The organism is Fictibacillus sp. 23RED33 (assembly GCF_015903925.1).
Lineage (GTDB): Bacteria > Bacillota > Bacilli > Bacillales > Fictibacillaceae > Fictibacillus > Fictibacillus phosphorivorans.
Map to the genome: position 1 here is coordinate 716,236 of NZ_JACZDX010000001.1, position 24,102 is coordinate 740,337.

Sequence of the window (24,102 nt, forward strand, 5' to 3'; positions counted from 1 at the left end):
TCAATACAGCAGGAGGGGAAGTCCAATGGAACTCTCTGCACGAACACAACTGTTAATGGCAACGACGTCTGGCATCTTCATATTAACGGCGTGGATGATGGAAAAGTATTCAGAGTCTCCTTATTATGTGCTCTTTTATCTGTTAGCTTTCATCGTAGGAGGCTATGCAAAAGCAGTTGAGGGGATTCAGGAAAGCATTAAAGAGCGACAATTGAATGTTGAACTTCTTATGATGTTTGCCGCAATTGGATCAGCTGCGATCGGCTATTGGGGGGAAGGCGCTGTTCTGATCTTGATCTTTGCTTATTCTGGTGCGCTAGAGATGTACAATTTACAAAAAAGTGATAAAGAAATCAAAGCATTAATTTGTTTGCAGCCGGAAGAAGCATGGCTTTTATTGGAAGATAAGGAATATAGAGTGGAAGCTTCCTCCTTAGAACCTGGTAACCTTATAAAGGTTAAGCCAGGAGAACGGGTGCCTGCAGATGGAATCATCGTAAAAGGGAACTCTTTTATTAATGAATCCGCTCTAACAGGTGAGCCCCTTGCTCGAGAGGTCTACGCATCATCGGAAGTATTAGCAGGAACGTTGAATCAATCTGGATTGTTAGAGATTTCTGTGACGAAACACATGAAAGACTCTGTGTTTCAAAGAATGATAGATTTAGTGAACAACGCTCAAAGTGATGCTCCGCCAGTGCAAAGGAAGATTGAAGAGTTTGAAACAAAATATGTTCTTTTCGTATTACTGGCAGCAGCCTTAACGTTTCTAGTGCCTGGATCGATTGGTATTTGGAGTTATTCCGAATCTTTATATCGAGCTTGTGTTCTACTAGTTGTTGCTTCTCCTTGTGCACTTGTAGCATCGACAATGCCAGCATTACTTGCTTCGTTATCTAACGCAGCGAAGAATGGGATTCTATTTAAAAGTGGTGTATTTTTGGAGAAGTTGAGTTTAGTGAACGTAATTGCTTTTGACAAAACAGGTACTTTAACAAAAGGCCATCCCACTGTGAAACATGCTGAGTTTCTCCATTCTTCTTGGGCAAAAGAAGAGTTGATCTCAATCATCCATGGAATTGAAAGTAATAGCATACATCCTCTTGCAAAAGCTATTAATGAACATCTTAAAATTCATCAAGAATTAAAACCTATAGAACTGAATGCGTTTGAGGATGTGCCAGGACTGGGTGTGAAAGCTCACATCCAAGATATTATATGGAAAATAGGAAATCGTGAGTGGACTGATATAACAGAAAAGCAAGAGTGCGAGCTGTTGATGAGGATAGAGGACAAAGGAGAAGAAACAGGACACACTGTTGTCTATGTAACGGCTGATGATCAGCTCACAGCCTATTTTCTACTAGGAGATACTGTAAGGGAAGAGACCATTCAAGCGATAAAAGATCTACAAGAAAAACAAATTTTAACGATCATGCTAACTGGTGACTCTAAACGTGGAGCAGAAATGATCGGAAGAATCGCGAAGGTAGACGAAATAGGTTTTTCGTGCATGCCTGAAGATAAAGTTAAGACCGTGAAAAAATGGAAAGATAAAGAAGCGGTGGTAGCTATGATCGGTGATGGTGTGAACGATGCACCTGCTCTCGCTATAGCAGATGTTGGTGTAGCGATGGGAATGGGAAGCGACGCCGCCATTGAGACTGCAGATGTAATCCTCGTAAAAAATGATCTAAGCAAGCTGCTTTATGCCATGCAACTATCTGAACGTTTATCAAAAATTATTAAACAAAATATCATTTTTTCAATCAGTGTTATTTTATTTTTATTATGTGCGAACTATTTACAGTTCCTCACGTTGCCATTTGGGGTGATCGGGCATGAAGGAAGCACGATACTAGTGATTTTAAATGGGCTCCGCTTATTAAAATAGCCACAGAAAAAAGCCGGACTTAACGTCGCGGCTTTTTATCTGAATTAAAAAGTATTATTGTTTATATCACTTTGTTTTTTTTCATAGCTAGAATCTGTTCCTGTCTTTTGCTGTGTATCAGTGGAAGAAAGGGTACGAGGCGTTACAACAGCTTTTGTTTGCGTGTTGGTTTGATAGTTGTCTTTTTCAGCCTCTTGTTTTGCTTCTTCTATCGCAGATTGTGTTTCACTTTTTACCTCAGTCGCCGTATTCTTCGCTTCCTGTAGCTTTTGACGAGCAGAAAGAGAAAGGTTTCCGGATTTTTCTTTTATAGATGCAACCGTATCTTTAGCATCCATAGTTCCAAGTTTTGCTTTTAGCATTGTTTCATCTTTCATCTGTTGCGTGCGTTCTTTCAATTTGATAGACGAATCACGAAGATCGTTTCTAAACTCATTTCCGTTTTTAGGAGCATATAATAATGCTGCAGCAGCCCCTACAAGACCTCCCACTACTAAACCTGTAGCAAAACCAGAAGCATTACTTTTCTTGCTAACGTTAGTATCAGCAGTATCTCGTGTTTGGAAATCGGAATGTGTAAAGACCGGTTCCGCAGTAGTCGTTGTTGTGTTTGTATGGTTAGGCATAGTATTGAATCCTCCTTTTAGTCTGTATAAAACCCTACCCGGAACCTATTGATGATAAACATGAAGCATGAAGGCGTGATGAATATTAATAGAAACAAATTTATCGTTTAGGATGGCATGATGGAAAGCAAATAATATATTTACTCTATATACGGTTGATAGAGAATGATAACTCCAAAACGTTATAAATTTGAATATAGAAAAAGCCGGGCAGCAATCACCCGGCCGAATTCTATTTATTTCATTAACTCTTTAATTCTGGAAGCATACGAATTTCTTCATTCATTGCTGATTTGCAAATGGGGCATTGCGGTTCTTTTTGCAAAGAATAGTCAGCGCGCATCCAGCATGAGCATCCATCACTCGTACATGCCCAAACCTTCGTTTCTACGTCTGGAATCGGCTCTGCAGGTTGTTTTGAAAAAAAAGCCATAGATATCCCCCTTTTTCTGTTCTACTTATAGTATACGCCTAAAAGAGGAAAAATATGTATCAATTTGATTACATATTTAAAATAAGTTCATATTGAGCAGAGATTTCCCTTGCCCAGCGTGCATGAATCTCTTTAATTTCTCTCGGAGATTTTATTGAAATGTTCGTTTTCAATGGCCATAAATACTCGGCAGCTTTTTCAACATAAGTTGCCAAAATATCTCCTGTCAGACTGTATAAACCATCTTGTTTAATAGTAATAAATTGCTTAAGAAAAGGGTGAGACTCACAATAAGTTAATTCTTCTAGTAATAAATCTGCTTCGAGTCTAACATAGTTTCTTGGTGAGATTTGAGATGCCCAGTTATGAATAGTTACCTCGGTAAAATCTTTTACCTCTATTGGTTCATAATTTATTACAGCATGCTTGATATCTGATAGTGTAAAAACGTGATAATCCATGAGCGAGTAACAATATGCTGGACAGTACCATTCACCATTTTCGCTATAAAGCCCAATCAGTTGAATGTTGCTATACATTTTTTGTTCTTTCATCGTATATAGGATCGTGACAATCTTTTGTTTGATTGAAGCTTCAAGAATAACTGGCGCAACCTGACTTTTTGGAGGTAATGGTAGCTGCACCAAAAGTCGTTTTTGAATTTGAGTCCAATTTTCTTTAGCATCTTCTGGCATGAACTGATGCAGTTTATGTAAAATAGATTTACTTTGGGTTTGAAAAGGAAAACTTGATTCAGTGTATGCTTGCAAACTAAATAGAATAGAGGAAGCCTCCATTTCGGTAAATCCAATCGGAGGAAGAATACGATCGTTCTCGATGCGATATCCGCCGTGTGGTCCGAATTCAGATACGATTGGAAGGCCCATCTCGATCAGATTTAATAGATCACGTTGAATGGTTCTTGTAGATACTCCAAATTCATCAGCTAATTCCTTTAAGGTAAAATGCTTTTTAGAGTTTATGGAAAGCAGTAACCGTTCCAGTCTTTTTATTTTTGACATGTTAGACCCCTAATTGAAATATTCATATATTAAAACTTTTGTACTAGTCTTTGTATGTTATATCGTACAAATATGCTGAAATGTTAGAGTTTATCCAAATAAAGTAAGAATAAATTAAAAAACACGTTAATCCATTGGATAACGTGTTGATTTCGTAGTATGAAAGGTAGGAAAACTAATCTGCGGTCATTGTTATAAGCAGTTTTTTAATATTAGTTCTTTACTATTGAAGAAAGGCGTTCAATACATTGAACCATATCCGCAAGCTGTTTATCAGTGAGCTGTGACATGTACTTGATCAGTACACCGTTTCTTTTTTCTTGAATTGCATGAAATGCCACTAAACCAGTTTCATTTAATTGCACATATACAATTCTTCGATCGAGGTCAGAGCGATAACGATCTACTAATCCTCTTTTAACGAGTCGATCGATGATAACGGTAGTAGCACTTGCACGTACTTTCATAGCGTCAGCAATCTCGGAAACCGTCCATTTTTCACGAGATGATAAAGTCTTTAATATTTGGAATTGAGTAGAAGTAATCTCTTCTTCTTCCCATATTTCAGGCTTTATCACGTCCATGATCTCATTAAACGCTTTCTCTATACGCTCTACTTCCATTAATACATTTCTACTATCTGCCACCACTTTCACAGTACTGCCTCCTTAGCTTACATTACTCCTATTTTAATATAAATTTCCGATAAGTTCCATTAAAGAGTAGTATAAAGTATCTAGTTTTCAATGTGTATCTCTGTGCTAGTATTTAAACTATTGAAATATAGGTTTAATTTAGAAACAAAAATATATTTCCTGATAAAAGAGGAATTCACTTGTTACTATCTAATAAAAAATAGAGAGATAAAGGGGGATGTGCAAGATGGCACGTATTGCTTGGATTACAGATAGTACAAGCTGCATAACACAGGATGAAGCGAAAGAACTTGGCATTCATATTATTCCTGTATCTGTCATAATGGAAGATAAAATTTATAAAGACGGTGTAGATATTACCCCGGATGAATTTTATGCAAAACTTGAAAGTGTTTCTGAACTTCCAAAAACGAGCCAGCCAACAGTTGGAGAGTTCTCAGACTTTTATGAAGTTCTGAAACATAACTATGATTGTGGAATTGCCATACATGTTTCTGAAAAATTCAGCGGCACGATCAATGGTTCTAGACTTGGTGCGGAAATGGCAGATTTTCCAGTACATATTGTAGATTCAAAGATTTTATCTGAATCAATGAAACAACTTTTGTTAAAAGGAAAGAAACTTGAATCTGAAGGATTGGAAGCTCAGGAAATTGCTGCGATGCTGCGTGAAACAGCAGATCATGTAAAAGGCTATGTTTGCATCGGGAGTCTTGAGCAATTAAGAAAAGGTGGTCGATTATCTGGTGCAAGCTTCCTTGTTGGAAATCTTCTTCAGATCAAACCCATACTTACCTTTGACGATGGTTCACTCGTACCATTTGAAAAGATCAGAACGTTAAAAAAAGCAGAATCTCGTGTTCTCGCTTTGTTTGAAGAAGCGGCAGAAAATAAAGGTGCTTATGGTGTAAGTGTCGTATACAGCGGCTCCTCAGAAAAGGCGGAGGATTGGCTTCACCTGTTAAGAGAGAAGTATCCACACATTACATTCAATCTAGGGCAACTGAGCCCTGCGATCGGCGTCCACGTTGGCGCAGGCACCCTCGGCCTCCTCTGGTTTGAAGAATAGGGGTCTGACCCCACACAATTACAAACAGGCAAAATGTCCATCCATGATGGACATTTTGTCTGTTTTATTATGATCTATACAGCACTGCTTTTCTTAAGCTTTTTTTCGAATTGCAAAGACGATAAACATACTCCATAGAAGAAGTAGGGGTACCAAAGCTGAAATTTCTGTAAACAAATCTATAGAAAAAAATTCGTTTATAATCGTTCTTAAGTTCGTTACGATTATTAAGCCACCAGCTAATACGCCTAATAGCGCTGGCTTTAACTTTTGCACGAGCCACGCTGCAAAAGGAGCTGCAATAATCCCACCTAGCATCATCGCAACAACGACCTGCCAAAGCAAAGTTTCCCAACCGATAAACAAAAAGAAACCGATAGAAGCAGATAATGATACCGCAAACTCACTAAAATTTACTGAGCCGATCGCTTTATTAGGAGTAAGGTTTTTCTGTGTAAGCAGAATAGGAGTTGTTATCGGTCCCCATCCTCCGCCACCTGTTGCATCCATAAACCCAGCGATTAGCCCTAATGGACGATACATCATTTGCTTAGCACTGCTCTCTGAAGAATCTTTCACTACATCTACCTTTACTTTTATCAGTAAAAAGCGGAACAGAACATAAAAGCCAAGACCTAATAAAAATAACGAGATGTACGGTTTGATAAATGCAGAAGGAATGTAACTTAAAAAAGCAGCACCTAAAAATGCACCTATAGCGCCTGGGATGACGAGCTTTTTGACCGTTTTCATATCTACATTTCCGAATTTGAGGTGTGAGTAGCCTGAGACAGCAGATGTCACAACTTCTGATAAGTGAACAGAAGCAGAGGCTAAAGCGGGCGAGAACCCGACTACTAAGAGAAGAGTTGTAGAAGTAACTCCATAAGCCATGCCTAGAGAGCCATCTATGAGTTGAGCCATGAGACCAATCAAAGCCAGCATTACAATTTTTTTCATAAAAGGTCCTCCAACAATAATGATGCTATAGATTATGTGGACAAAATGAGAAAGGTTCAGATCAAATGTTTATGATTTTATAATTTTTCTTTGTTATTTCATATAAAAAGAACTGAAATAATTGTTTTTTTGTTCATTTTTAGATACTCTAATAGACAGTGTTGCAAGTAGAGGTTAATCGCCTTTATTTTGTGGAATAATACAAAACAGTTATAAATACATAAATTGGAGTGATATGTACAATGGAAATCGGTTTAATCGGCCTTGGGAAAATGGGCTTCAATATGGCACTGAATATGAATGATAAAGGGAATACGGTTTTCGCTACAGATGTTAACAAAGATACAGTGAAAGAGATCTCAGCGGAAGGTGTTAAAGGTGTTGACTCGATCGAAGAGCTTGCTAATTCTTTTACAGGAAGAAAAGCGGTTATTCTTTTAGTTCCAGCTGGAGAGATCGTTGACCAAGTAATCGAACAACTGAAGCCACATTTAACAGAGGGAGATATTATCGTTGACGCTGGTAACTCCATGTACAAGCACACTCTTCGCCGCTATGAGGAACTAAAAGCATCAGGCATCCATCTAGTAGATGTTGGTACGAGTGGAGGAACTGATGGAGCGCGTTACGGTCTTTGTGCCATGATGGGTGGAGATGACGATGCTGTTAACTACCTTGCTCCTTTATACGAAAAAATTTGTGTAGAAAAAGGATTTATGATTACAGGGCGTGCAGGTTCTGGTCATTTCTTGAAGATGGTTCATAACGGAATCGAGTACGGTATGATGCAAGCAATCGGAGAAGGTTTTGAGATCTTAGATAAAAGTGATTTCGATTATGACTATGAAGCAGTTTCTAGAGTATGGAATAACGGATCAGTTATCCGTAGCTGGCTGATCGAACTGATGGAGAACGCATTCAGCAAACAGCCAAAACTTGAAGACATCCGCGGTGTGATGAATTCTTCAGGTGAAGGGATCTGGACAGTTGAAGCTGCTCTTGATTATCAAGCGTCAGCTCCAGTTATCGCACTATCTCAATTCATGCGTTTCCGTTCATTAGAAGACGACACGTTCCACGGTAAAGTCGTTGCGGCACTTCGTAACGAATTTGGTGGCCATGCAGTCGTGAAAAAATAATAAAATGCCTTAATAAAGACCTCATTGCTTATACGTTTAAGCAGAGGTCTTTCATTAATTTTTGGACATTCAACATATACTAGTGATGAAGAGATAAGAATAGGAGTTTTGATCATGGAAGAAAAATTTGTTCGTGAATCTCGAACAGTAAAATCCTCAGTAGTACTTCCACCGGATACAAATAATCATGGTACGTTATTCGGAGGGAAATTGATGGCTTATATCGATGATGTTGCAGCTATATCAGCGATCCGACATGCACGAAAAAATGTGGTTACAGCTTCAACGGATTCGGTTGACTTTTTACAGCCGATAAAAGAAGGACATTCTGTTTGCTTAGAATCATTTGTGACGTGGACGAAAACAACTTCAATGGAAGTTTTCGTAAAAGTGATCTCAGAAAATCTATTGTCTGGGGAACGAAAAGTTTGTGCGGTTTCCTTTCTAACATTTGTAGCGTTAGATGAAGAGGGTAAACCAACCCCAGTGCCAAAAGTTATACCTGAAACAGAAGAAGAAAAATGGCTCCATGAACATGCGCCAGAACGAGCAATTGCAAGAAAAAAGCGCAGAGAAGAAAGCAAGAAATTGGCCAAAGAGTTCGGAGTAAAAAAACCTTGGGATCCAATGTGAGTATAAAGATATATTTTTAGTGTTTTGCAGTTCATAAGATTCGCATTTTTAAAAGAAGATGCTATAATAAAGTTACCTTTTTCCAGCCAGGGATACAGAACCCTGGCATTTATACTGTTAATTTGTTAAAGCCCCTGATCGTTTTCATCAATGAAATCGATCAGGGGCTTTTTTGTGTTTAAAGTGTGTAAACGAATCGTTAGTACATAACCAAGTCGTGTTGTGCAAATGCTAAGAAAAGTTTGGTAAAAAGGCGGATGGTTATGCGGAATAGAAGAAAGCGTCCAATCATTAGAACTCATAAAAAGTTAACAGATATGTTAGCAGATAAAAAGCATGATGATCATTCTTCTCTTCAATCTAATACCATTTCTATGGATACATCAATACAACAGAAAAAAGAAACAGAAAAGCGTGTTGGAGAACTTAGTCCGGTTCTGCATGTGGTGGTTGATAGAGTAAAGACACTCTTAGGTAACCCGATGGATTTAATCGTCCGTGAGTTTGAATTTGAGCTAGAACACAAGGTTACAGCTACATTATTATTTTTAGAAGAAATGAATGATTCTCAAGTGTTAAATGAGTTCATTCTTTCACCATTGATGTCACTGTCATCAGACAAGCAATCTTCTCCAGTGCCAGTAGACCATGCATTACATTACATCAAACAGAATGCTTTAGCCCTTGGAAGAGTATTGGATGTTGAAACGGAAGATGAATTAGTTGAAGCCCTTCTTGCTGGTTTAAGTGTTCTTTTAGTTGAAGGGAATACAAAAGGTCTAAAACTAGGAACGAACGGCGGAAAAGTTCGAGGAATCGAAGAGCCTACATCAGAAGTTGTTATTCGTGGTCCTAAGGATTCATTCACAGAGTCAATCAAGACGAATATCTCGTTAATAAGACGAAGAGTAAGATCAAAAGATATTAGAATTGAAAAGTTCAAAATAGGAGAAGTCACACATACAGATGTGGCGGTTGTTTATCTAGAGAATATCGCTGATCCATTATTGATCCAAGAGATTAAAGAGAGAATTGAAGAAGTGAAGACAGATGGCTTGCTAGAATCCGGTCAACTTGAAGAGTTTATTCAAGACGAGACAGTCACTGTTTTTCCGCAGTTTCTAAATACTGAACGACCAGATGTTGTTATTGGAAACCTGCTCGAAGGTCGTGTGGGTATCATTATTAATGGAACACCGTTTGTTTTGATCGCCCCAGCACAATTTATACAGTTCTTTCAGTCATCAGAAGACTATTATATGAGGTATGACATCAGTACATTTCTTCGTTTGTTGAGATTTTCGGTCTTTATTATATCCTTGATCGCTCCATCGATTTATATTGCCCTTACCACTTTTCACCAAGCCATGATTCCAACGACTCTTTTGTTTGGAATCGCCGCTCAGCGTGAAGGAGTACCGTTTCCGGCAATAGCAGAAGCGTTAGTGATGGAGATTACATTTGAAATCTTACGTGAAGCAGGGATTAGGATGCCACGGGCGGTAGGCGTCGCCGTTTCAATCGTTGGGGCACTTGTATTAGGTCAAGCAGCAGTTCAAGCAGGACTTGTTTCACCTGCGATGGTTATCGTTGTGGGAATCACTGCAGTAGCCAGCTTTGCGATCCCATCGTTTGCTGTCGCCACATCAGCACGATTATTACGATTTCCGTTAATGCTGATCTCATCAGTTTTCGGCTTCTATGGTCTTACACTAGCATTGATTGTAATCATCGCCCATTTATCAAGCTTAAGATCTTTCGGTTATCCATATTTAAGTCCTTTTGCTCCGTTACAAACACAGGATTTAAAAGATAGTCTGTTTCGATTTCCGATTACCAAATTGTTCAAAAGACCAGAAAAGCTATCGAAAAAAAACCAAACACGTACAAAACCTTATTTGGTTAAGAAGAAACGAGAGGAGGAGACAACACGTTGAAACTTTTAAAAAGTTGCCTTCCTCTCTCACTCTGCCTTCTATTTCTATCAGGCTGCTGGGATCAAAATGAGCTGGATGAGCTTTCAATCGTAATGGGAATTGGAATTAACATTGATAAAAAAGGAAATTTAATTGTGACCTATCAAGTGGTGAACCCAACAGAAGTTGCTCCAGGGATTACCGGAGCGGGAGGAGGGAAACAGCCCGTCTTCACCGTCTATGAGACAACAGGAAGAAACTTGATGGAAGCAACGAGAAAAGCAAGTAAACAAACATCAAGACGCTTGTTTTTTGCGCATGCGAGGATGCTTGTTTTTAGTGAGAAAATTGCAAAAGAGAGTATCTATCAAGCGGTTGACATGATTTCTCGTGATCCTGAAGTTCGTTCGACCATTCAAGTTGTTGTAGCTAGAGATACGACGCCATCAAAATTATTAAGAACGTTTACTGCCATCGATAAAGTTACTTCTGATGAAGTGGCTACAATTTTGAAGATTTCAGAGAAAAATTGGGGAGAAAATATGCAGCAGGATATTAATGAAGTCCTTCAATCCATTATCGATGAAGGCGGAGAACCGATAATCAATGGCATTAAAATTACGGGTGACCATAAGTTGGCAGTGACAGCACAAAACTATGAAGTGGGCGATCCCGCGAGAGTTCAGTTATCAGGCATGGGGGTATTTAGAGATGGCAAGCTGCAGGGGTGGTTGGATGGACCTGAAGCGAGAGGCGTTCTGTGGATAAAGGGAAAGCTTGTTAGTTCAGCTATTACGGTACCTTGTATGGGTAACGATAACGGATATTCTATCGAGATTGTTCGTTCGAATACTGAACTGTCGGCAGATACAAAACAGGATATACCGACGATAACACTCGATGTGTTTCCTGAAGCAAATATTGCAGAAGCAAACTGTGCAGTGAACTTAGAAAAAACTTCTGAAATCCTTAAAATTGAACGTAAATTAAACCTTGTAATTGAAAAAGAAATTCAAAAAACGATTAACGCATCACAAGACTTTAATAGCGATGTACTTGGATTTGGTGAATTGTTGTATAGAGAAAATCCGAGTAAATGGCGCAATGTTTACAAAAAGAACTACAAAGAAATATTTCCGAAGTTAGAAGTGAAAGTGAATGTCGATTCTCGTATTAGAAGATCAGGTGTTCGAACTTCACCGTTTTTATTAGAGGAAAAGAAAGAGGCTCCAAAATGAAGACCATCAAGATCGATATTCAACAATACTTTATTATCATCGTCTTATTTGAACTCGGAAGTGCGATCCTTGTTGGTTTAGGAATGGATGCTGGCAGGGATGCTTGGATCGCTATCCTGCTCGGTATGACATGCGGTATGTTTCTATTTGTAGGTTATTATTATCTCTATAAACAATTTCCAGAGCAATCGTTAACACAATATTTGCAGATCTTGTTCGGTAAGTATATAGGAAAATTATTTGGTTTCTTGTACCTAATGTACTTCATGTATTTAGCTGCTCGTGTTTTGCGTGACTTTGGAAGCCTTCTGCTGTCAGCAGTTTTTGTACAAACACCGATTATTGTTGTAAATGCGCTAATGATTGCTACGATTGTTTATGTTTTAAAATTAGGTTTCGAAGTTCTAGTAAGAACAGGGGAGATCATTTTTTTTCTAGTCGTTCTCTTAGGAATCGTTCTTGCTGTACTTGTTTTATCAGCAGACTTAATGAAATACAATTATCTTCTTCCTGTTCTAGGCAAGGGGTTCTTGCCGGTCTTAAAGGCGGCGTTCCCAGTAACACCGACTTTTCCTTTTGGAGAAATGGTGGTTTTTACAATGTTGTTGCCATATTTGAAAACAACAAAGAAAAGTAAAGCACTAACAGTTGGGTTATTTGCCATTATGGTGAGTGGGATTATCTTAAGTGTAACGGTCGCGATGGACATTGCGATATTAGGAGGGCATGTTGCTACTCATGTCTACTTCCCATTGCTTGCTGCAGTTGCGAAGATTAACTTAGGAGAATTTATTCAAAGGTTGGATGCGTTAGTGGTATTTACGCTCATTATAGGAGGATTCTTTAAGATCTCTGTATTGTTTTATGTTGCAGTTAAAGCAACCCAAGACATCTTCGGAGTAAAAGAAGAAAAAAAGCTCATAGGCCCAATCGGTATTGTATTGATTCTTTCATCTATCGTCATAGCAGCAAATTATGTGGAACATATTACAGAAGGTTTAAATATCGTTCCTCATTTTATTCATTTACCATTTCAAGTTGTTTTACCGAGTCTGTTCATTATTGTATTCTTAATAAGAAGAAAGAAGCTTAAGCCTTTTGCTTCTTCTCCATCCACTTCGACAGAATAAACGTTAGGATGGGTAAGATCATCAAAGTGATCACTAGAACATATTCGACCTTGTCCACATAGTGAAAGAAAGACATAAATGATTTTTTTATAACCGTTGCTGGAGCGATCCCTAGAAACCAATCAATGACAACGAGTAAAGAGAACATACTGAATAGTAAAATGATATAAATAACAACAGGATTCTTCATGACGTCCACCTCCTGTTTTTAGTTTTTGCACGATTGACATCCTTATCCATAAGTTGAACCGAGGTGATGTGTTTTGTGTGGCAGATATATGCTTTACTACGAAAAAGATGTGATTATTGATGCTTTTAACTTAGAAAACGAATTTGATTATGATAAACGCTTTAACATTGCCCCGAGTCAGCAAGTTCTTTCGATTATTAAAGCGAGCTCAGGAAATAGAGCTGGATATATGAAGTGGGGGCTTGTGCCAAGTTGGGCGAACGATCCGAAAATAGGAAACAAATTAATGAACGCGAGAAGTGAGACAGTTTCTGAAAAACCAAGCTTTAAAAACTCTTTTGTTCAAAAAAGATGCTTGATTCCTGCAAGTGGATTCTACGAATGGGTTATTGAAGAAGGTGTTAGCAAGAAGCAGCCCTATAAGTTTACACTAAGAGATAAAAAGCCGTTCGCATTTGCCGGGATCTGGTCCAGATGGACAGGTGAAGTCGAAGGACAGCAAGAAGAAAGAATTACGTGTTCCATCTTAACAAAAGCATCTAATGACTCTATGGAAAAATATCATCACCGTATGCCGGTAATGTTAGAGCCAAACATTGGAGAGAACTGGTTGGATCGCTCAGCAAGTAAGGATAAACTTTTTTCTATTCTCCAAGACAACAACCCAGAACTATTTGCAGAACAAGTCACTATGGATTTGAACGTTTATAGAACTAGCTGACAGTTTCTTTTGATCTGTATTTGATCAGGTGAAAGTGTCATTTTTTTTTTACGAAAAATAATCCAAGAGTACTATATTGTAAATTCTTTGTAAGTCTTTCTGACTGTTTTAATATAAAACTAACAATTGAATCGACAGAATTGTGTTATATTTTTCATGGATTTACATGTTTTACATCCTATTAGTGAGGCAGGTGGAACGATATGTTCATGAAAATGACGAAAAGGCTTACAAATATAAGTATCATGCTAGTAATGGTGCTTAGCATGGCTATACCACTGCAGCAGACTGCATCTGCAGCTGACGTTCTAACGGTTAGCGAAGCATTGGTTAAGCAGGATAAATCAACACAGATGGTTGAAGGGTATATCGTAGGAACTGTTCATGGAGGTAGTGGGTCTTCTATCTCATTCAAACATGAAGGACCATTTACTGCGAATACCAACTTGGCCATCGCAGATTCAGTGAACGAAACAGACAAAACGAAAATACTAACTGTTCAATTACCCAATAATGCTGCAAGATCTGCATTGAACCTCGTTGATCACCCTGAGAATTTAGGGAAAAAAGTTCAACTTGAAGGAACACTAGAGGCCTATTTTAGTGTGCCAGGACTTAAAAATGTAAACAAATATCAAATTGTTGATGGTGCTCCTTCTGAACCACAAGTAGAAGAAGTAAGGTCTTCGGTTGAGGGACAGGTTGTTTCTAAAGGGACTTCAGTCGTACTCTCTACTGAAACAACAGATGCTGAAATTTTTTACACATTAGATGGACAAGATCCGACTACAGATAGCACACGTTATACATCTCCTATTTCAGTAGATGAAGATGTAACCATTAGAGCTGTCGCTGTTAAAGAAGGATTAAAGAATAGCAACATATCAGAGTTCAAATACCAAGTTGCTCTATCCGGACTTCGTATCCATGATATTCAAGGTGCAAGTCATCAATCTCCTGTTTCGAATAAAGCAGTAGAGGGTGTCGAAGGAATTGTAACAAAAGTTGTAGATAACAATAATTTTTATATGCAGGACGTTAAACCAGACAAAGACTATAGAACGTCTGAAGGTATTTTAGTCTACCAAAAAGATCACGGTCAGGCTAAAGGAAATCTTGTTTCAGTTGATGGGCTAGTAAAAGAATGGGTACTTGAAGGATATTCTGATAAATTAAAAACAGATCTAGCTGTTACAGAGATTAATGGAAGTCGCATCACAAAACTACAAGAAGGACAAAAACTTCCAAAGTCAACGATCATCGGTTTGTTTGGTCTTCAACAACCAACTAGAGTGATTGATAATGATAACTTTGAGTTGTTTGATCCAAAAGAAGATGGCATTGATTTTTATGAGAGTTTAGAAGGTATGCTTGTAGAAGTAAAAAATCCTGGTGTTCTTGCACCTCAAAAATATGGAGAACTTGTTGTTGTTCCAGATTTTTGGAAGCAAAAAGAATTTAACTCATCAGGTGGTCTAAACATCAAGGAATTTGATTACAACCCAGAACGCATTTTTGTCGATATGAACGACGAATCGTTTGTGGCAAAAACAGGAGACTTCTTCTTGGGCTCAATTACTGGAGTTGTCAGCTACGGATTTGGTAACTATAAAGTGTTAGCTGACCGAGAAGAACTTCCAACGTTTGTTGAAGGAAGAACAAAACCGGAAGTTACAAAGATTCATGAAAAACATAAAGAGTTAACAATCGCGAGCTTTAACGTAGAGAACTTTTCTGCACTTGAAGAAGGGCGTGACAGTACGAGCGATGAAAAAGTATCGCGTATCGCAAAATCGATCGTTCGTAACCTGAACGCACCAGATATCGTAGGGCTTGTTGAGATGCAAGATGGAAACGGTCCAACGAATGATGGTACGACAGATGCAAAAGAAAGTGCAGATCGATTAATCGCTGAGATTACGGCGCAAGGTGGTCCACAATATGTGTATACAGATATCGCACCAGTTGATGGACAAGACGGCGGAATTCCTGGTGGTAACATTCGTGTAGGATTCATCTACAATCCTGAACGTGTTTCACTTGCAAAAGGAACTAAAGGAACAGCAACAGAAGCGGTAGGCTATAAGGACGGGAAGCTTACTGTAAATCCTGGGCGTATCGATCCGACAAACCCAGCATTTGAAAACAGCCGTAAGCCAGTCGCAGCACAGTTCATGTTTAAAGGTGAGAGCGTAATTGTGGTTGCCAATCATTTTAACTCAAAAGGCGGAGATCAGCCGCTGTTTGGGAAAAATCAGCCTCCTTTCCTTGGAAGTGAAGCGCAACGTTTAGAAATCGCGGGAATTGTAAATCAGTTTGTTAAAAATGTTAAGAGTGAAGATAAGGATGCAAAGGTCGTGCTACTTGGAGATTTCAATGATTTCGAGTTTACGAAGACGCTGCAGAAAGTTAAAGGCAAAGAGTTGACGAACATGATCGAGAAAGTTCCTTACAAAGAGCGCTACACATATTCTTACCAAGGGAACGCTCAAGTTCTTGATCATATTTTAGTAACAAACAATATGGCGAGAAAGACAAAAGTTGATATCGTTCATATCAATTCGCAGTTTATGGAAGAACACGGTCGAGCAAGTGACCATGATCCTGTGTTAATTCAAGTAAAACTAGATAAAGTCAGATAAATAAATAAAAGTCATCCGCATATTGTGGATGACTTTTTCATGTTAACTGCAGTTTAGCGTCGGTATCCGCCACCTAGCTGTTGTTCAGCCATTTGAACAAGACGTTTAGTGATTTCACCACCAACAGATCCATTCGCACGGGATGTTGTGTCTGGTCCTAGTTGAACACCAAACTCAGAAGCGATTTCATACTTCATTTGATCCAAAGCTGCTTGTGCTCCAGCTACTACTAATTCGTTAGAGTTATTGTTACGTGCCATATGTATCACCTCCTTGTATTACTAGTTTGTATATATTTAACAATTTTATGCGCATGATGGAAAAATTCTTTTCGGAAGAAGAGATCGATAGGTATTCGCATATTTTTGCTTTAACCGACACCAAAACCCGTAAGTTTCGTATGATACATCATCCCCCTATTTTTATTTTCAAGATAAGCGCTGAGCTGGTTTTTTAAGCTCAGTGCTTTCTGTTTTTATGACGCCTGTTGATACTATGGTAGGTAATTGATTACTAGCTGATTGATACATATAAAGATAAAAATGTAGAAATTAGAATAATAAAATATATTTGATTTTAACGCATTCGTTTTATAATGAATGAAGGATATAGATTCAATAGTAATTGGGAGAGCGGGTGTAGGATGGGGAATCAAAAAGAGTATTCCCGGTGGAAAGGTATAGGACTAGCCTTAGCAGGAGCTTCTCTTTGGGGGTTTTCAGGAAACGCAGCAGAATGGATCTTTTCACATTCAGCAATGACCGCAACATGGTTAGTTTCAGTCCGTATGGTAATGGCTGGAGCGCTGCTATTATTTCTAGTCTCTTTTCATCACAATATATTTGAAGTTTGGAGAACTAAAAAAGACCGAATGGATTTAATAGTATTTTCTTTAACGGGTATGCTTGGGGCACAGCTTACGTTCTTTTTGAGTATAGAAGCGGGTAATGCACCAACGGCTACACTGCTTCAATTTTTAGGCCCGGTGTTTATTACGATCTATTTTGCGTTAAAGTTCTTAAAATGGCCAAAACGAAAAGAATGGATCGCAGTACTAATGGCTCTTTCAGGAACGTTCCTGCTCTTAACCAATGGAAGTTTGCAAGAGATAACGGTTTCCGAAAAAGCTATATTCTGGGGAGTTCTCTCAGGTATTTCAGTAGCTATATATACCGTCTATCCAGTGAGACTGTTAAAACAGTATGCATCTGCTACGATCGTAGGTTGGGCCATGTTGCTTGGTGGATCTGCTGTTTCTATTTTTACTCAGCCGTGGCAGGCGAATGCAATCGAATGGTCTTTCTCATTATTTGGAATGCTATCATTTGTAGTAGTATTTGGAACACTATTGCCTTTTTATCTCTACTTAGACAGCTTAAAGTATATAAGCTCGACAGAAACGAGCTTACTTGGAAGTGCTGAACCTTTAGTAGCAACCCTTGTATCTGTCATATGGCTTGGTACTGCGTTTGGGAGTTTCCAAACAGCAGGTGGCATGCTCATTATTTTGACAGTATTCTTGCTATCTATGCCAGAAAAGGGACTAATACAAGTGAGTCAATCAATAAAAAAGTAAAGCAAAACGCATGATTTGACATTTATACGGAATCGTACCACTATGGTAGGGAAGAACATTCAACAGGAGACGATGCGGATATGAATGACAAAATAGTATTTTTTGATATAGACGGAACGTTGGTAAACGAAGAGAAAACAATTCCTGACAGCACGCGAGAGAGTATTTCACAGTTAAAAAAGAATGGCGTGCATGTAGCAATTGCTACTGGGCGGGGTCCATTTATGTTTGAACCAATTCGTGAGGAACTAGAGGTTGATTCATTTGTAAGCTTTAACGGATCATATGTTGTTTTTAAAGACGAAGTGATTCACAAGACGCCATTATCTAGAGAAGCTATTTTAAAAATAGAACAAGAAGCAGAAAAGGCGGGTCACCCACTTGTGTATCTTGATCATGAACGAGCAACAAGCAATGCTGATAATCATGAGATCATTAAGAACTGTACGTTTAATCTCATGCCGAGTTATCCCGTTTTCCACCCAGGATTCTATAAGGAAAATGAAGTTTATCAAGTTTTATTATTCTGTCAGGAACAGCATGAACATGTCTATCGCGATGGATACAAAGGCACGTTCGATTTTATACGCTGGCATGAAAATGCATTAGACATTTTGCCAACTGGTGGTTCTAAAGCAAAAGGAATTGAAGCTTTTATGAACCAGATGAACATGAAACCTGAGAATGTGTACGCATTTGGTGATGCGTTAAATGATATCGAAATGCTTAAAGCAGCGGGAACAGGAATTGCGATGGGCAATGGTTTAAAAGAAGCAAAAGACGCGGCAGACTTTGTTACAAAATCAGTTGATGAAGATGGTATCTATCATGGACTTAAACATTTTGGATTAATTTAATCATGGAGCACCCTAGTTGAATTCAGCTAGGGTTTTTTTGTTCTGAAAATTGCAGTGAAAAAGGTAAAGGAGCAACCTTTTAATGACGATATAACACGTACAGCAAGTAAAGAACTTTTCAAATAGGAGTTGAAACGTGTGAGATTGAATGTAAAGGTGATGTGTTACTTTTTAATCGCTGTCTTTTTAATCGTAAGCTTTCCATTTAGACCTGTCTCGGCAGCAGGAAAAACGGCTACAGTGAATGCAACAAGCTTGAATGTTCGCACAGAACCTTCCTCATCGTCAAAACAGATAGGATCATTAAAAAAAGGCTCGAAAGTTACGGTGTTCCAGATAGAAAAAGGATGGGCAAACATATCTTTTCAGGATAGAAAAGCTTGGGTTAGTTCAGCGTACATAAAGGTAAATAACTCAACTAGTTCCAAAACACCATCTCAAAAGGAAGCAAAAAATATTAAAACAGCAAAAGTAACAGCAACTTCTCTAAATGTGCGGAGTGGTGCAGGAACTCAATATAAGACGGTAAGCTCGCTAAAGAATGGAGCGGTAGTTTCTGTAATTAAAGAAGAAGGCAATTGGGCTAATATAACATACGGTTCAATTAAAGGATGGGTAAGTAGTGCATATCTATTGAATCAAACAGGTACAACTCCTCCTAAGCCTCCTACAAACAAACCTGTAAACAATGGAAAGTGGGGAACAGTAACAGCGACGTATTTGAATTTTCGATCATCCGGAAATTTATCTTCACCGATCATCGGCTCACTCAAATATGGTACTTCTGTTCAGATTTTGTCAGAGTCAGGAAGCTGGCTTTTCATTCAAACGTCCGATGGAAAGAAAGGTTGGGTATCTAGCCAGTACATATCACTAAAAACGGGAGGGTCTCCAATCGTTACAAACCCTAAGCCTGCAACGAAACCTCCAGTTGCTCCACCTTCTTCAATAGCCAAAAAAGTTGTCATCATGTCAGATGGCGTAAATATTAGGCAAGGTCCTTCTACTGCCTACTTAATAGTGGGTCATGCAAATCAAGGGGACGAATTCGCATTTCTTCAATCTAAGAACGACTGGGTACAAATTAAACTTCCAAATGGTAAAAGTGCTTGGGTGGCAGGATGGCTTGTAGTTGTTCAACAATCATCCTCTAACAATCCTTCAACTCCTAAACCATCCTTGAAGGGATTAAAAGGAAAAAGGATTGTGATAGATCCTGGTCATGGTGGAAATGATCCAGGAGCTTCAGGAAAATCATCGGGTACACAAGAAGCCGCCATGACGTTGATGAGTGCGAGATTATTAGCCACACAGCTTAGTAATGCAGGTGCAAAAGTCATCTTAACTCGAAGTGATAATACGTATATATCTCTTAATAAACGTGTGGAGATTAGTCATTATCATTTTGCAGATGCATTTGTTAGTCTACATTACAACTCAGCTTCAGATAGATCCGCTACAGGACTGTTAACCTTCTATTACGGCCAGAAGGACCTGAAATTGGCGAACTCGGTAAACAACGGATTAATTGGAGCAAATACGGGATTAAAAGGTGGAAATGTTAGATATGGAAACTTTCACGTTCTACGTGAAAACAAACAACCTGCCGTATTAGTAGAGCTTGGTTTTTTGTCAAATCCATTTGATGAAAGTATAATCAAGAGTAATTCTTTTCAAACAAAAGCAGCAACGGGTATTACGACAGGATTGGCTCAATATTTTCAATAAGGTGAAGAGGCAGTGATTAAAAATGTGAACTTTTAATCACTGCCTCTTTTGTTTCAGTAAGTATCTTTTCCTATTCTTAATTCGCTTGACTGGATTTTATGTTCACTTTATTCATATAATTAAAATCATAAATAATAAATGTAGTTAACAATAGGTGGTGCCAAATTTGGAGAACTCTGGACTTATTCTTGAAGGTGGAGGAATGCGCGGTGTTTATACGGCAGGGGTACTCGATGTTTTTATGGAAAACGACCTTTACTTTCCGTATGTGATCGGGGCATCTGCTGGTGCTTGTAACGCTGTATCATACTTATCACGCCAGCACGGAAGAAATCGCACGGTGAATCTAGAATATAGCTCACATCCTGAATATATTTCTTATAAGAATTGGTTGTTTAAGAAGAAGGGGTTGTTCGGTATGGACTTCATATTTGATGAACTTCCGAACCGCCTAGTTCCCTTCGATTATGCTGCATTTAAACAATCGAAAGAAAGATTTGTAGTCGTTGTAACAGACGTAAGAACAGGCCAACCCGTTTATTTGAATAAAGAAGATTACGAAGAGATGGAGATCTCAAATGTTCTACGTGCATCATCATCCATTCCATTTATCGCACCAGTAGTCGAGCTTGCAGGAGGTCAGATGATGGACGGAGGGATTGCGGATCCTATACCTGTTCATAAAGCTTTGAAAGATGGCGTGCAAAAAGGAGTCGTAATCCTCACTCAGAACGAGGGTTATCGCAAGAAAAAGCCTAAAATGACGTGGGTAACGAAAAAATTCTATCCTGAATACACAGGTCTCGACGAAAGTTTACGTGGACGCTACATCAAATATAATGAGACGCTTGATTTTATAGAAAAAGAAGAGAAAAGTGGAAACTTATTTGTCCTTCGTCCCATGGAGAAAATGATAGTAAAAAGAATTGAACGCGATCCTAAACGACTTGGAGTTCTGTACGAACAAGGAAGAATAGATGCACTTAACCAATTGGATAACTTAAGAAGTTGGTTATCCAATTAAAATTAATCCACTCTCCCGTATCATTTCATGTCATAAAAATAGAAAAGCTTGCAATAGAAGTCATGAAACAGATCTCTATAGCAAGCTTTTTTCATTTAGTATATCTTTTGAATAACTTGTTCAATATCTGGTTCTTTCATTTGAATATCGACCGGTTCTCCCCATTGTGTGACTTTTTGAAGTAATAGAGGTGAGGATAGAAGAGAGCGATCATAATCGATAATTAACTTTTCGTCTTCCCATGTCATTCTTTCAATTCCTTCTAATTGTATGTCAGCCGTGTTTGGTTTTACACGATACTGAATCTCCATGACGCTAGGTAATCCAATATTCTTACGTAAATCTTCCAGCGTTCCATCTAAAACCATTTGTCCGTGATTGATCACGATCACGCGGCTGCATAACCGTTCAATATCATCCATATCATGTGTGGTTAACAGGATGGTCTTCTTCTCGTTTTCGTTCAATTCTTTTAAAAAGGCTCGTATACTTGTTTTTGCATTAACATCTAATCCGATCGTAGGTTCATCTAAGAAAAGGATGTCAGGATTATGAATCATGGCTGCAGCAAGGTCCCCGCGCATCCGTTGCCCTAGAGATAGTTTTCGAACAGGTGTGTCCATAAACTTTCCAATCTGAAGCATATCATCATACAACCTCAAAAACTGGCGATATTTTTCATCAGGTACTTTATACATTTCTTTTAAAATATCAAAAGAATCACGTAACGGGAGATCCCACCATAGTTGTGTACGTTGTCCGAATACAATGCCGATCTTTTTGGCTACTTCTTTTCTTTTTTTCTGCGGGCTCAATCCTCCCACTGTGATTTCACCGCTAGTCGGATGAAGAATACCTGATAACATTTTAATCGTAGTGGATTTTCCAGCACCGTTCGGCCCGATATAGCCTACGAATTCACCCTCTTCAATAGAAAAAGAAATATCATCTACAGCTCTTACCACATGATGCTTTGTAGAAAGAAGAGAACTAAACGACCCGATAAATCCTTTCTTTGTTTCATAGATTTTAAAGTGTTTATTTAATTGCTGAGCTTGAATCATGTATAGCCCTCCTCAACTTCCTGTACTATGGTAATGGCGGATTCCAAACATCCAGAATCGTAACGCTATGAATAGAAAAACGATTGAAACGAGTGGTGGTAATGCTAGGTTCCAAAGGTCACCACCTTTATTTAATAGAAACAGAACAGGTGTATAATTCATGAATCCTACTGGGATGACTGTGAAAAAAATGATTTTGAGCCAGCCGGGATAGATGTTCATCGGATAGTTGGCTGCATTAAATGGAGCATATAGAGTAAAGGTTTGGAAATCTTTGATCCTCTGTGTCCAAAAGGCAATGGTAGCTGTGATCAACCCTAGAGAAAAACAAATAAGTACTCCAGAAATGATAGTTACAGGTAAATAAATTAACAAAAGAAATAATTCAACGTTATTAAGTTTTAAACCGATAATAGAAATAACAAGGATTAAAATACCTTGTATCGTTCCTCCTATTCGGGATAGGTCTATGTTTTTAGTCAAAAGCAATGATAACGGAGAGACAGGTCGAATTAGAAGACTATCGAATTCACCTTCGACCATATAACGTTCAAAATTATGTACCTCTACACAAAATACTCTGTACAGAGTAATGGCAACAGATGAGATTCCATAGAGAAGCCCCACTTCATAAAGATTCCAACCCTTTACATCGTCAAAACGCTGCAGAATGGCTGCGAGCAGCACAAAGTCCACCGCCATGATCAAACCGTATGATAAGGAGGATACGAGAAAGTTCATCTTATACTGCATACGTGAACGCAAACTTCCTGATAATAGTTTCAGATAAAGGTTCATGACTTATCCTCCTTGAATTTCTAACTTATGGCGTGCCTTCTCAGTTAGCCATAGGTTGAAGCATGTTAAAACCACGACCCAAACCAACTGGATAAGAATAACTTCACTTGAAATCTTCTCAAGGAAAATCATGACAGGGTAATAGATGGCTCCTGCAAAAGGTAAATAGGGTGTGATAGAAGATAGGGGAGCTGGAAGTAAATCAATAGGTACAAGTTGTCCTCCAAGTCCAACCAATAATGTAAAGTTTACAAAATGTGCCCAATCGATCTCAGTCGTCCAGCATGCACTGATTCCTACTAGGTAGAACAGGTTAATAGAAATGATCATGGCAAAAAGAATAGAAATACATAAGAAAAAATAAGTCAGTATGTGTTGAGGAATATAAAAGCCTACCGTTAAGGAAAAAACAAGCCCAATAGGAAGAGATCGAAAGAACAAGTTATACACTAATCTTCCAGCTTCTTGAGAGGTAACATAGAGAAAAAAGTTTGTTGGTCTTGCGAGTTCTAAAGAGATTGCACCATTTCTTATCCCGTTATGAATATTGAGTCCTGCCGTTAAGAAACCGGATAACCAGAGGATGCATTGGACAGCCGCAATGTAAAAGGTCATATCTAGGGCAGTGTAGGGACTGTCATTCTCTTTTCCTTGAAGTACACCGACCCATATGGCAATGAAAACAAATCCGAAGATTGCACTCGCTGCATTATTGATCAGATGCGCCACCTTGTATTGCATGTTACGCATAAAGCTCTTTTGTAAAAGAATCCAATAAACCATAAG

Annotated in this window: 23 protein-coding genes; 13 read left to right on the top strand and 10 right to left on the bottom strand. The window is 38.5% G+C overall.

Annotated elements, in window-relative coordinates:
- Window positions 1-25: 25 nt before the first annotated feature.
- On the top strand, window positions 26-1,894 hold the full coding sequence (locus IHV09_RS03835) for a heavy metal translocating P-type ATPase (protein ID WP_197263664.1): 1,869 nt from the start codon (window positions 26-28) through the stop codon (window positions 1,892-1,894).
- A gap of 44 nt (window positions 1,895-1,938) precedes the next feature.
- Here the strand turns inward: IHV09_RS03835 and IHV09_RS03840 are convergent, their stop codons facing one another.
- The 4 genes from IHV09_RS03840 to IHV09_RS03855 all read right to left on the bottom strand — a co-directional run bounded on the left by IHV09_RS03840 (window position 1,939) and on the right by IHV09_RS03855 (window position 4,631).
- The gene (locus IHV09_RS03840; protein WP_197127392.1) at window positions 1,939-2,520 is read right to left on the bottom strand and encodes a YtxH domain-containing protein; all 582 of its coding nucleotides are present in this window, start codon (window positions 2,518-2,520) and stop codon (window positions 1,939-1,941) included.
- Between the two features lie 244 nt (window positions 2,521-2,764).
- Complete coding sequence (locus tag IHV09_RS03845; protein ID WP_197127393.1) at window positions 2,765-2,953, bottom strand: cold-shock protein; 189 nt, start codon at window positions 2,951-2,953, stop codon at window positions 2,765-2,767.
- 68 nt (window positions 2,954-3,021) lie between these two features.
- Window positions 3,022-3,975, bottom strand: a complete 954-nt coding sequence (locus IHV09_RS03850) for a helix-turn-helix transcriptional regulator (protein ID WP_197263665.1) — start codon at window positions 3,973-3,975, stop codon at window positions 3,022-3,024.
- A gap of 212 nt (window positions 3,976-4,187) precedes the next feature.
- Complete coding sequence (locus IHV09_RS03855) at window positions 4,188-4,631, bottom strand: MarR family winged helix-turn-helix transcriptional regulator (protein WP_197127395.1); 444 nt, start codon at window positions 4,629-4,631, stop codon at window positions 4,188-4,190.
- 226 nt (window positions 4,632-4,857) lie between these two features.
- On the opposite strand from IHV09_RS03855, the gene IHV09_RS03860 reads away from it, so the two are divergent.
- Window positions 4,858-5,700, top strand: coding sequence for a DegV family protein (locus IHV09_RS03860; protein WP_197190425.1), 843 nt, complete (start codon window positions 4,858-4,860; stop codon window positions 5,698-5,700).
- A 93-nt stretch (window positions 5,701-5,793) separates the two neighbouring features.
- Here IHV09_RS03860 and IHV09_RS03865 read toward each other — a convergent pair whose 3' ends face one another.
- The gene (locus tag IHV09_RS03865) at window positions 5,794-6,660 is read right to left on the bottom strand and encodes a sulfite exporter TauE/SafE family protein (protein WP_197263666.1); all 867 of its coding nucleotides are present in this window, start codon (window positions 6,658-6,660) and stop codon (window positions 5,794-5,796) included.
- A 242-nt stretch (window positions 6,661-6,902) separates the two neighbouring features.
- Here IHV09_RS03865 and gnd point away from each other — a divergent pair, with 242 nt between their 5' ends.
- The 5 genes from gnd to IHV09_RS03890 all read left to right on the top strand — a co-directional run bounded on the left by gnd (window position 6,903) and on the right by IHV09_RS03890 (window position 12,716).
- On the top strand, window positions 6,903-7,799 hold the full coding sequence (gene gnd, locus IHV09_RS03870) for a phosphogluconate dehydrogenase (NAD(+)-dependent, decarboxylating) (RefSeq protein ID WP_066392738.1): 897 nt from the start codon (window positions 6,903-6,905) through the stop codon (window positions 7,797-7,799).
- Window positions 7,800-7,913: 114 nt separating this feature from the next.
- Complete coding sequence (locus IHV09_RS03875) at window positions 7,914-8,432, top strand: acyl-CoA thioesterase (protein WP_137789990.1); 519 nt, start codon at window positions 7,914-7,916, stop codon at window positions 8,430-8,432.
- Between the two features lie 263 nt (window positions 8,433-8,695).
- Window positions 8,696-10,369: a spore germination protein gene (locus IHV09_RS03880; RefSeq protein ID WP_197263667.1), complete on the top strand. Its 1,674-nt coding sequence runs from the start codon at window positions 8,696-8,698 to the stop codon at window positions 10,367-10,369.
- Window positions 10,366-11,586, top strand: a complete 1,221-nt coding sequence (locus tag IHV09_RS03885) for a Ger(x)C family spore germination protein (protein WP_197263668.1) — start codon at window positions 10,366-10,368, stop codon at window positions 11,584-11,586. Before IHV09_RS03880 ends, IHV09_RS03885 begins: the two co-directional genes overlap by 4 nt.
- Window positions 11,583-12,716, top strand: coding sequence for a GerAB/ArcD/ProY family transporter (locus IHV09_RS03890; RefSeq protein WP_197127400.1), 1,134 nt, complete (start codon window positions 11,583-11,585; stop codon window positions 12,714-12,716). Before IHV09_RS03885 ends, IHV09_RS03890 begins: the two co-directional genes overlap by 4 nt.
- On the opposite strand, the gene IHV09_RS03895 is transcribed toward IHV09_RS03890, so the two are convergent.
- Window positions 12,676-12,906 carry a hypothetical protein gene (locus tag IHV09_RS03895; RefSeq protein ID WP_197127401.1) on the bottom strand — a complete coding sequence of 77 codons (231 nt, stop codon included), beginning with the start codon at window positions 12,904-12,906 and terminating at the stop codon, window positions 12,676-12,678. The two genes, IHV09_RS03890 and IHV09_RS03895, sit on opposite strands and share 41 nt — an antisense overlap.
- A 73-nt stretch (window positions 12,907-12,979) precedes the next feature.
- On the opposite strand from IHV09_RS03895, the gene IHV09_RS03900 reads away from it, so the two are divergent.
- Together IHV09_RS03900 and IHV09_RS03905 are read left to right on the top strand one after the other, a co-directional pair.
- Window positions 12,980-13,627 (top strand): SOS response-associated peptidase, encoded by a 648-nt coding sequence (locus IHV09_RS03900; protein WP_255520064.1) that lies wholly within the window; start codon window positions 12,980-12,982, stop codon window positions 13,625-13,627.
- Between the two features lie 209 nt (window positions 13,628-13,836).
- Complete coding sequence (locus IHV09_RS03905) at window positions 13,837-16,269, top strand: DUF6359 domain-containing protein (protein ID WP_305069427.1); 2,433 nt, start codon at window positions 13,837-13,839, stop codon at window positions 16,267-16,269.
- A gap of 53 nt (window positions 16,270-16,322) precedes the next feature.
- Here the strand turns inward: IHV09_RS03905 and IHV09_RS03910 are convergent, their stop codons facing one another.
- The gene (locus IHV09_RS03910; protein ID WP_066288466.1) at window positions 16,323-16,529 is read right to left on the bottom strand and encodes an alpha/beta-type small acid-soluble spore protein; all 207 of its coding nucleotides are present in this window, start codon (window positions 16,527-16,529) and stop codon (window positions 16,323-16,325) included.
- A gap of 383 nt (window positions 16,530-16,912) precedes the next feature.
- On the opposite strand from IHV09_RS03910, the gene IHV09_RS03915 reads away from it, so the two are divergent.
- From IHV09_RS03915 to IHV09_RS03930, 4 genes are all read left to right on the top strand, one after another.
- Window positions 16,913-17,845 (top strand): DMT family transporter, encoded by a 933-nt coding sequence (locus tag IHV09_RS03915; protein ID WP_197263671.1) that lies wholly within the window; start codon window positions 16,913-16,915, stop codon window positions 17,843-17,845.
- Window positions 17,846-17,925: 80 nt separating this feature from the next.
- A complete protein-coding gene (locus IHV09_RS03920; protein ID WP_197263672.1) occupies window positions 17,926-18,702 on the top strand; it encodes a Cof-type HAD-IIB family hydrolase in 777 nt (258 codons plus the stop codon).
- Between the two features lie 138 nt (window positions 18,703-18,840).
- A complete protein-coding gene (locus IHV09_RS03925; protein WP_197263673.1) occupies window positions 18,841-20,430 on the top strand; it encodes an SH3 domain-containing protein in 1,590 nt (529 codons plus the stop codon).
- 166 nt (window positions 20,431-20,596) lie between these two features.
- Window positions 20,597-21,454 carry a patatin-like phospholipase family protein gene (locus IHV09_RS03930; protein WP_197190418.1) on the top strand — a complete coding sequence of 286 codons (858 nt, stop codon included), beginning with the start codon at window positions 20,597-20,599 and terminating at the stop codon, window positions 21,452-21,454.
- Window positions 21,455-21,549: 95 nt separating this feature from the next.
- Here IHV09_RS03930 and IHV09_RS03935 read toward each other — a convergent pair whose 3' ends face one another.
- From IHV09_RS03935 to IHV09_RS03945, 3 genes are read right to left on the bottom strand one after another with little or no spacing between them, the layout of a single operon-like run.
- Window positions 21,550-22,518, bottom strand: a complete 969-nt coding sequence (locus IHV09_RS03935; RefSeq protein ID WP_197263674.1) for an ABC transporter ATP-binding protein — start codon at window positions 22,516-22,518, stop codon at window positions 21,550-21,552.
- Window positions 22,519-22,530: 12 nt separating this feature from the next.
- Window positions 22,531-23,316: an ABC transporter permease gene (locus IHV09_RS03940; RefSeq protein ID WP_231618118.1), complete on the bottom strand. Its 786-nt coding sequence runs from the start codon at window positions 23,314-23,316 to the stop codon at window positions 22,531-22,533.
- Window positions 23,317-23,319: 3 nt separating this feature from the next.
- Window positions 23,320-24,099: an ABC transporter permease gene (locus IHV09_RS03945; protein WP_197190416.1), complete on the bottom strand. Its 780-nt coding sequence runs from the start codon at window positions 24,097-24,099 to the stop codon at window positions 23,320-23,322.
- Window positions 24,100-24,102: the final 3 nt, after the last annotated feature.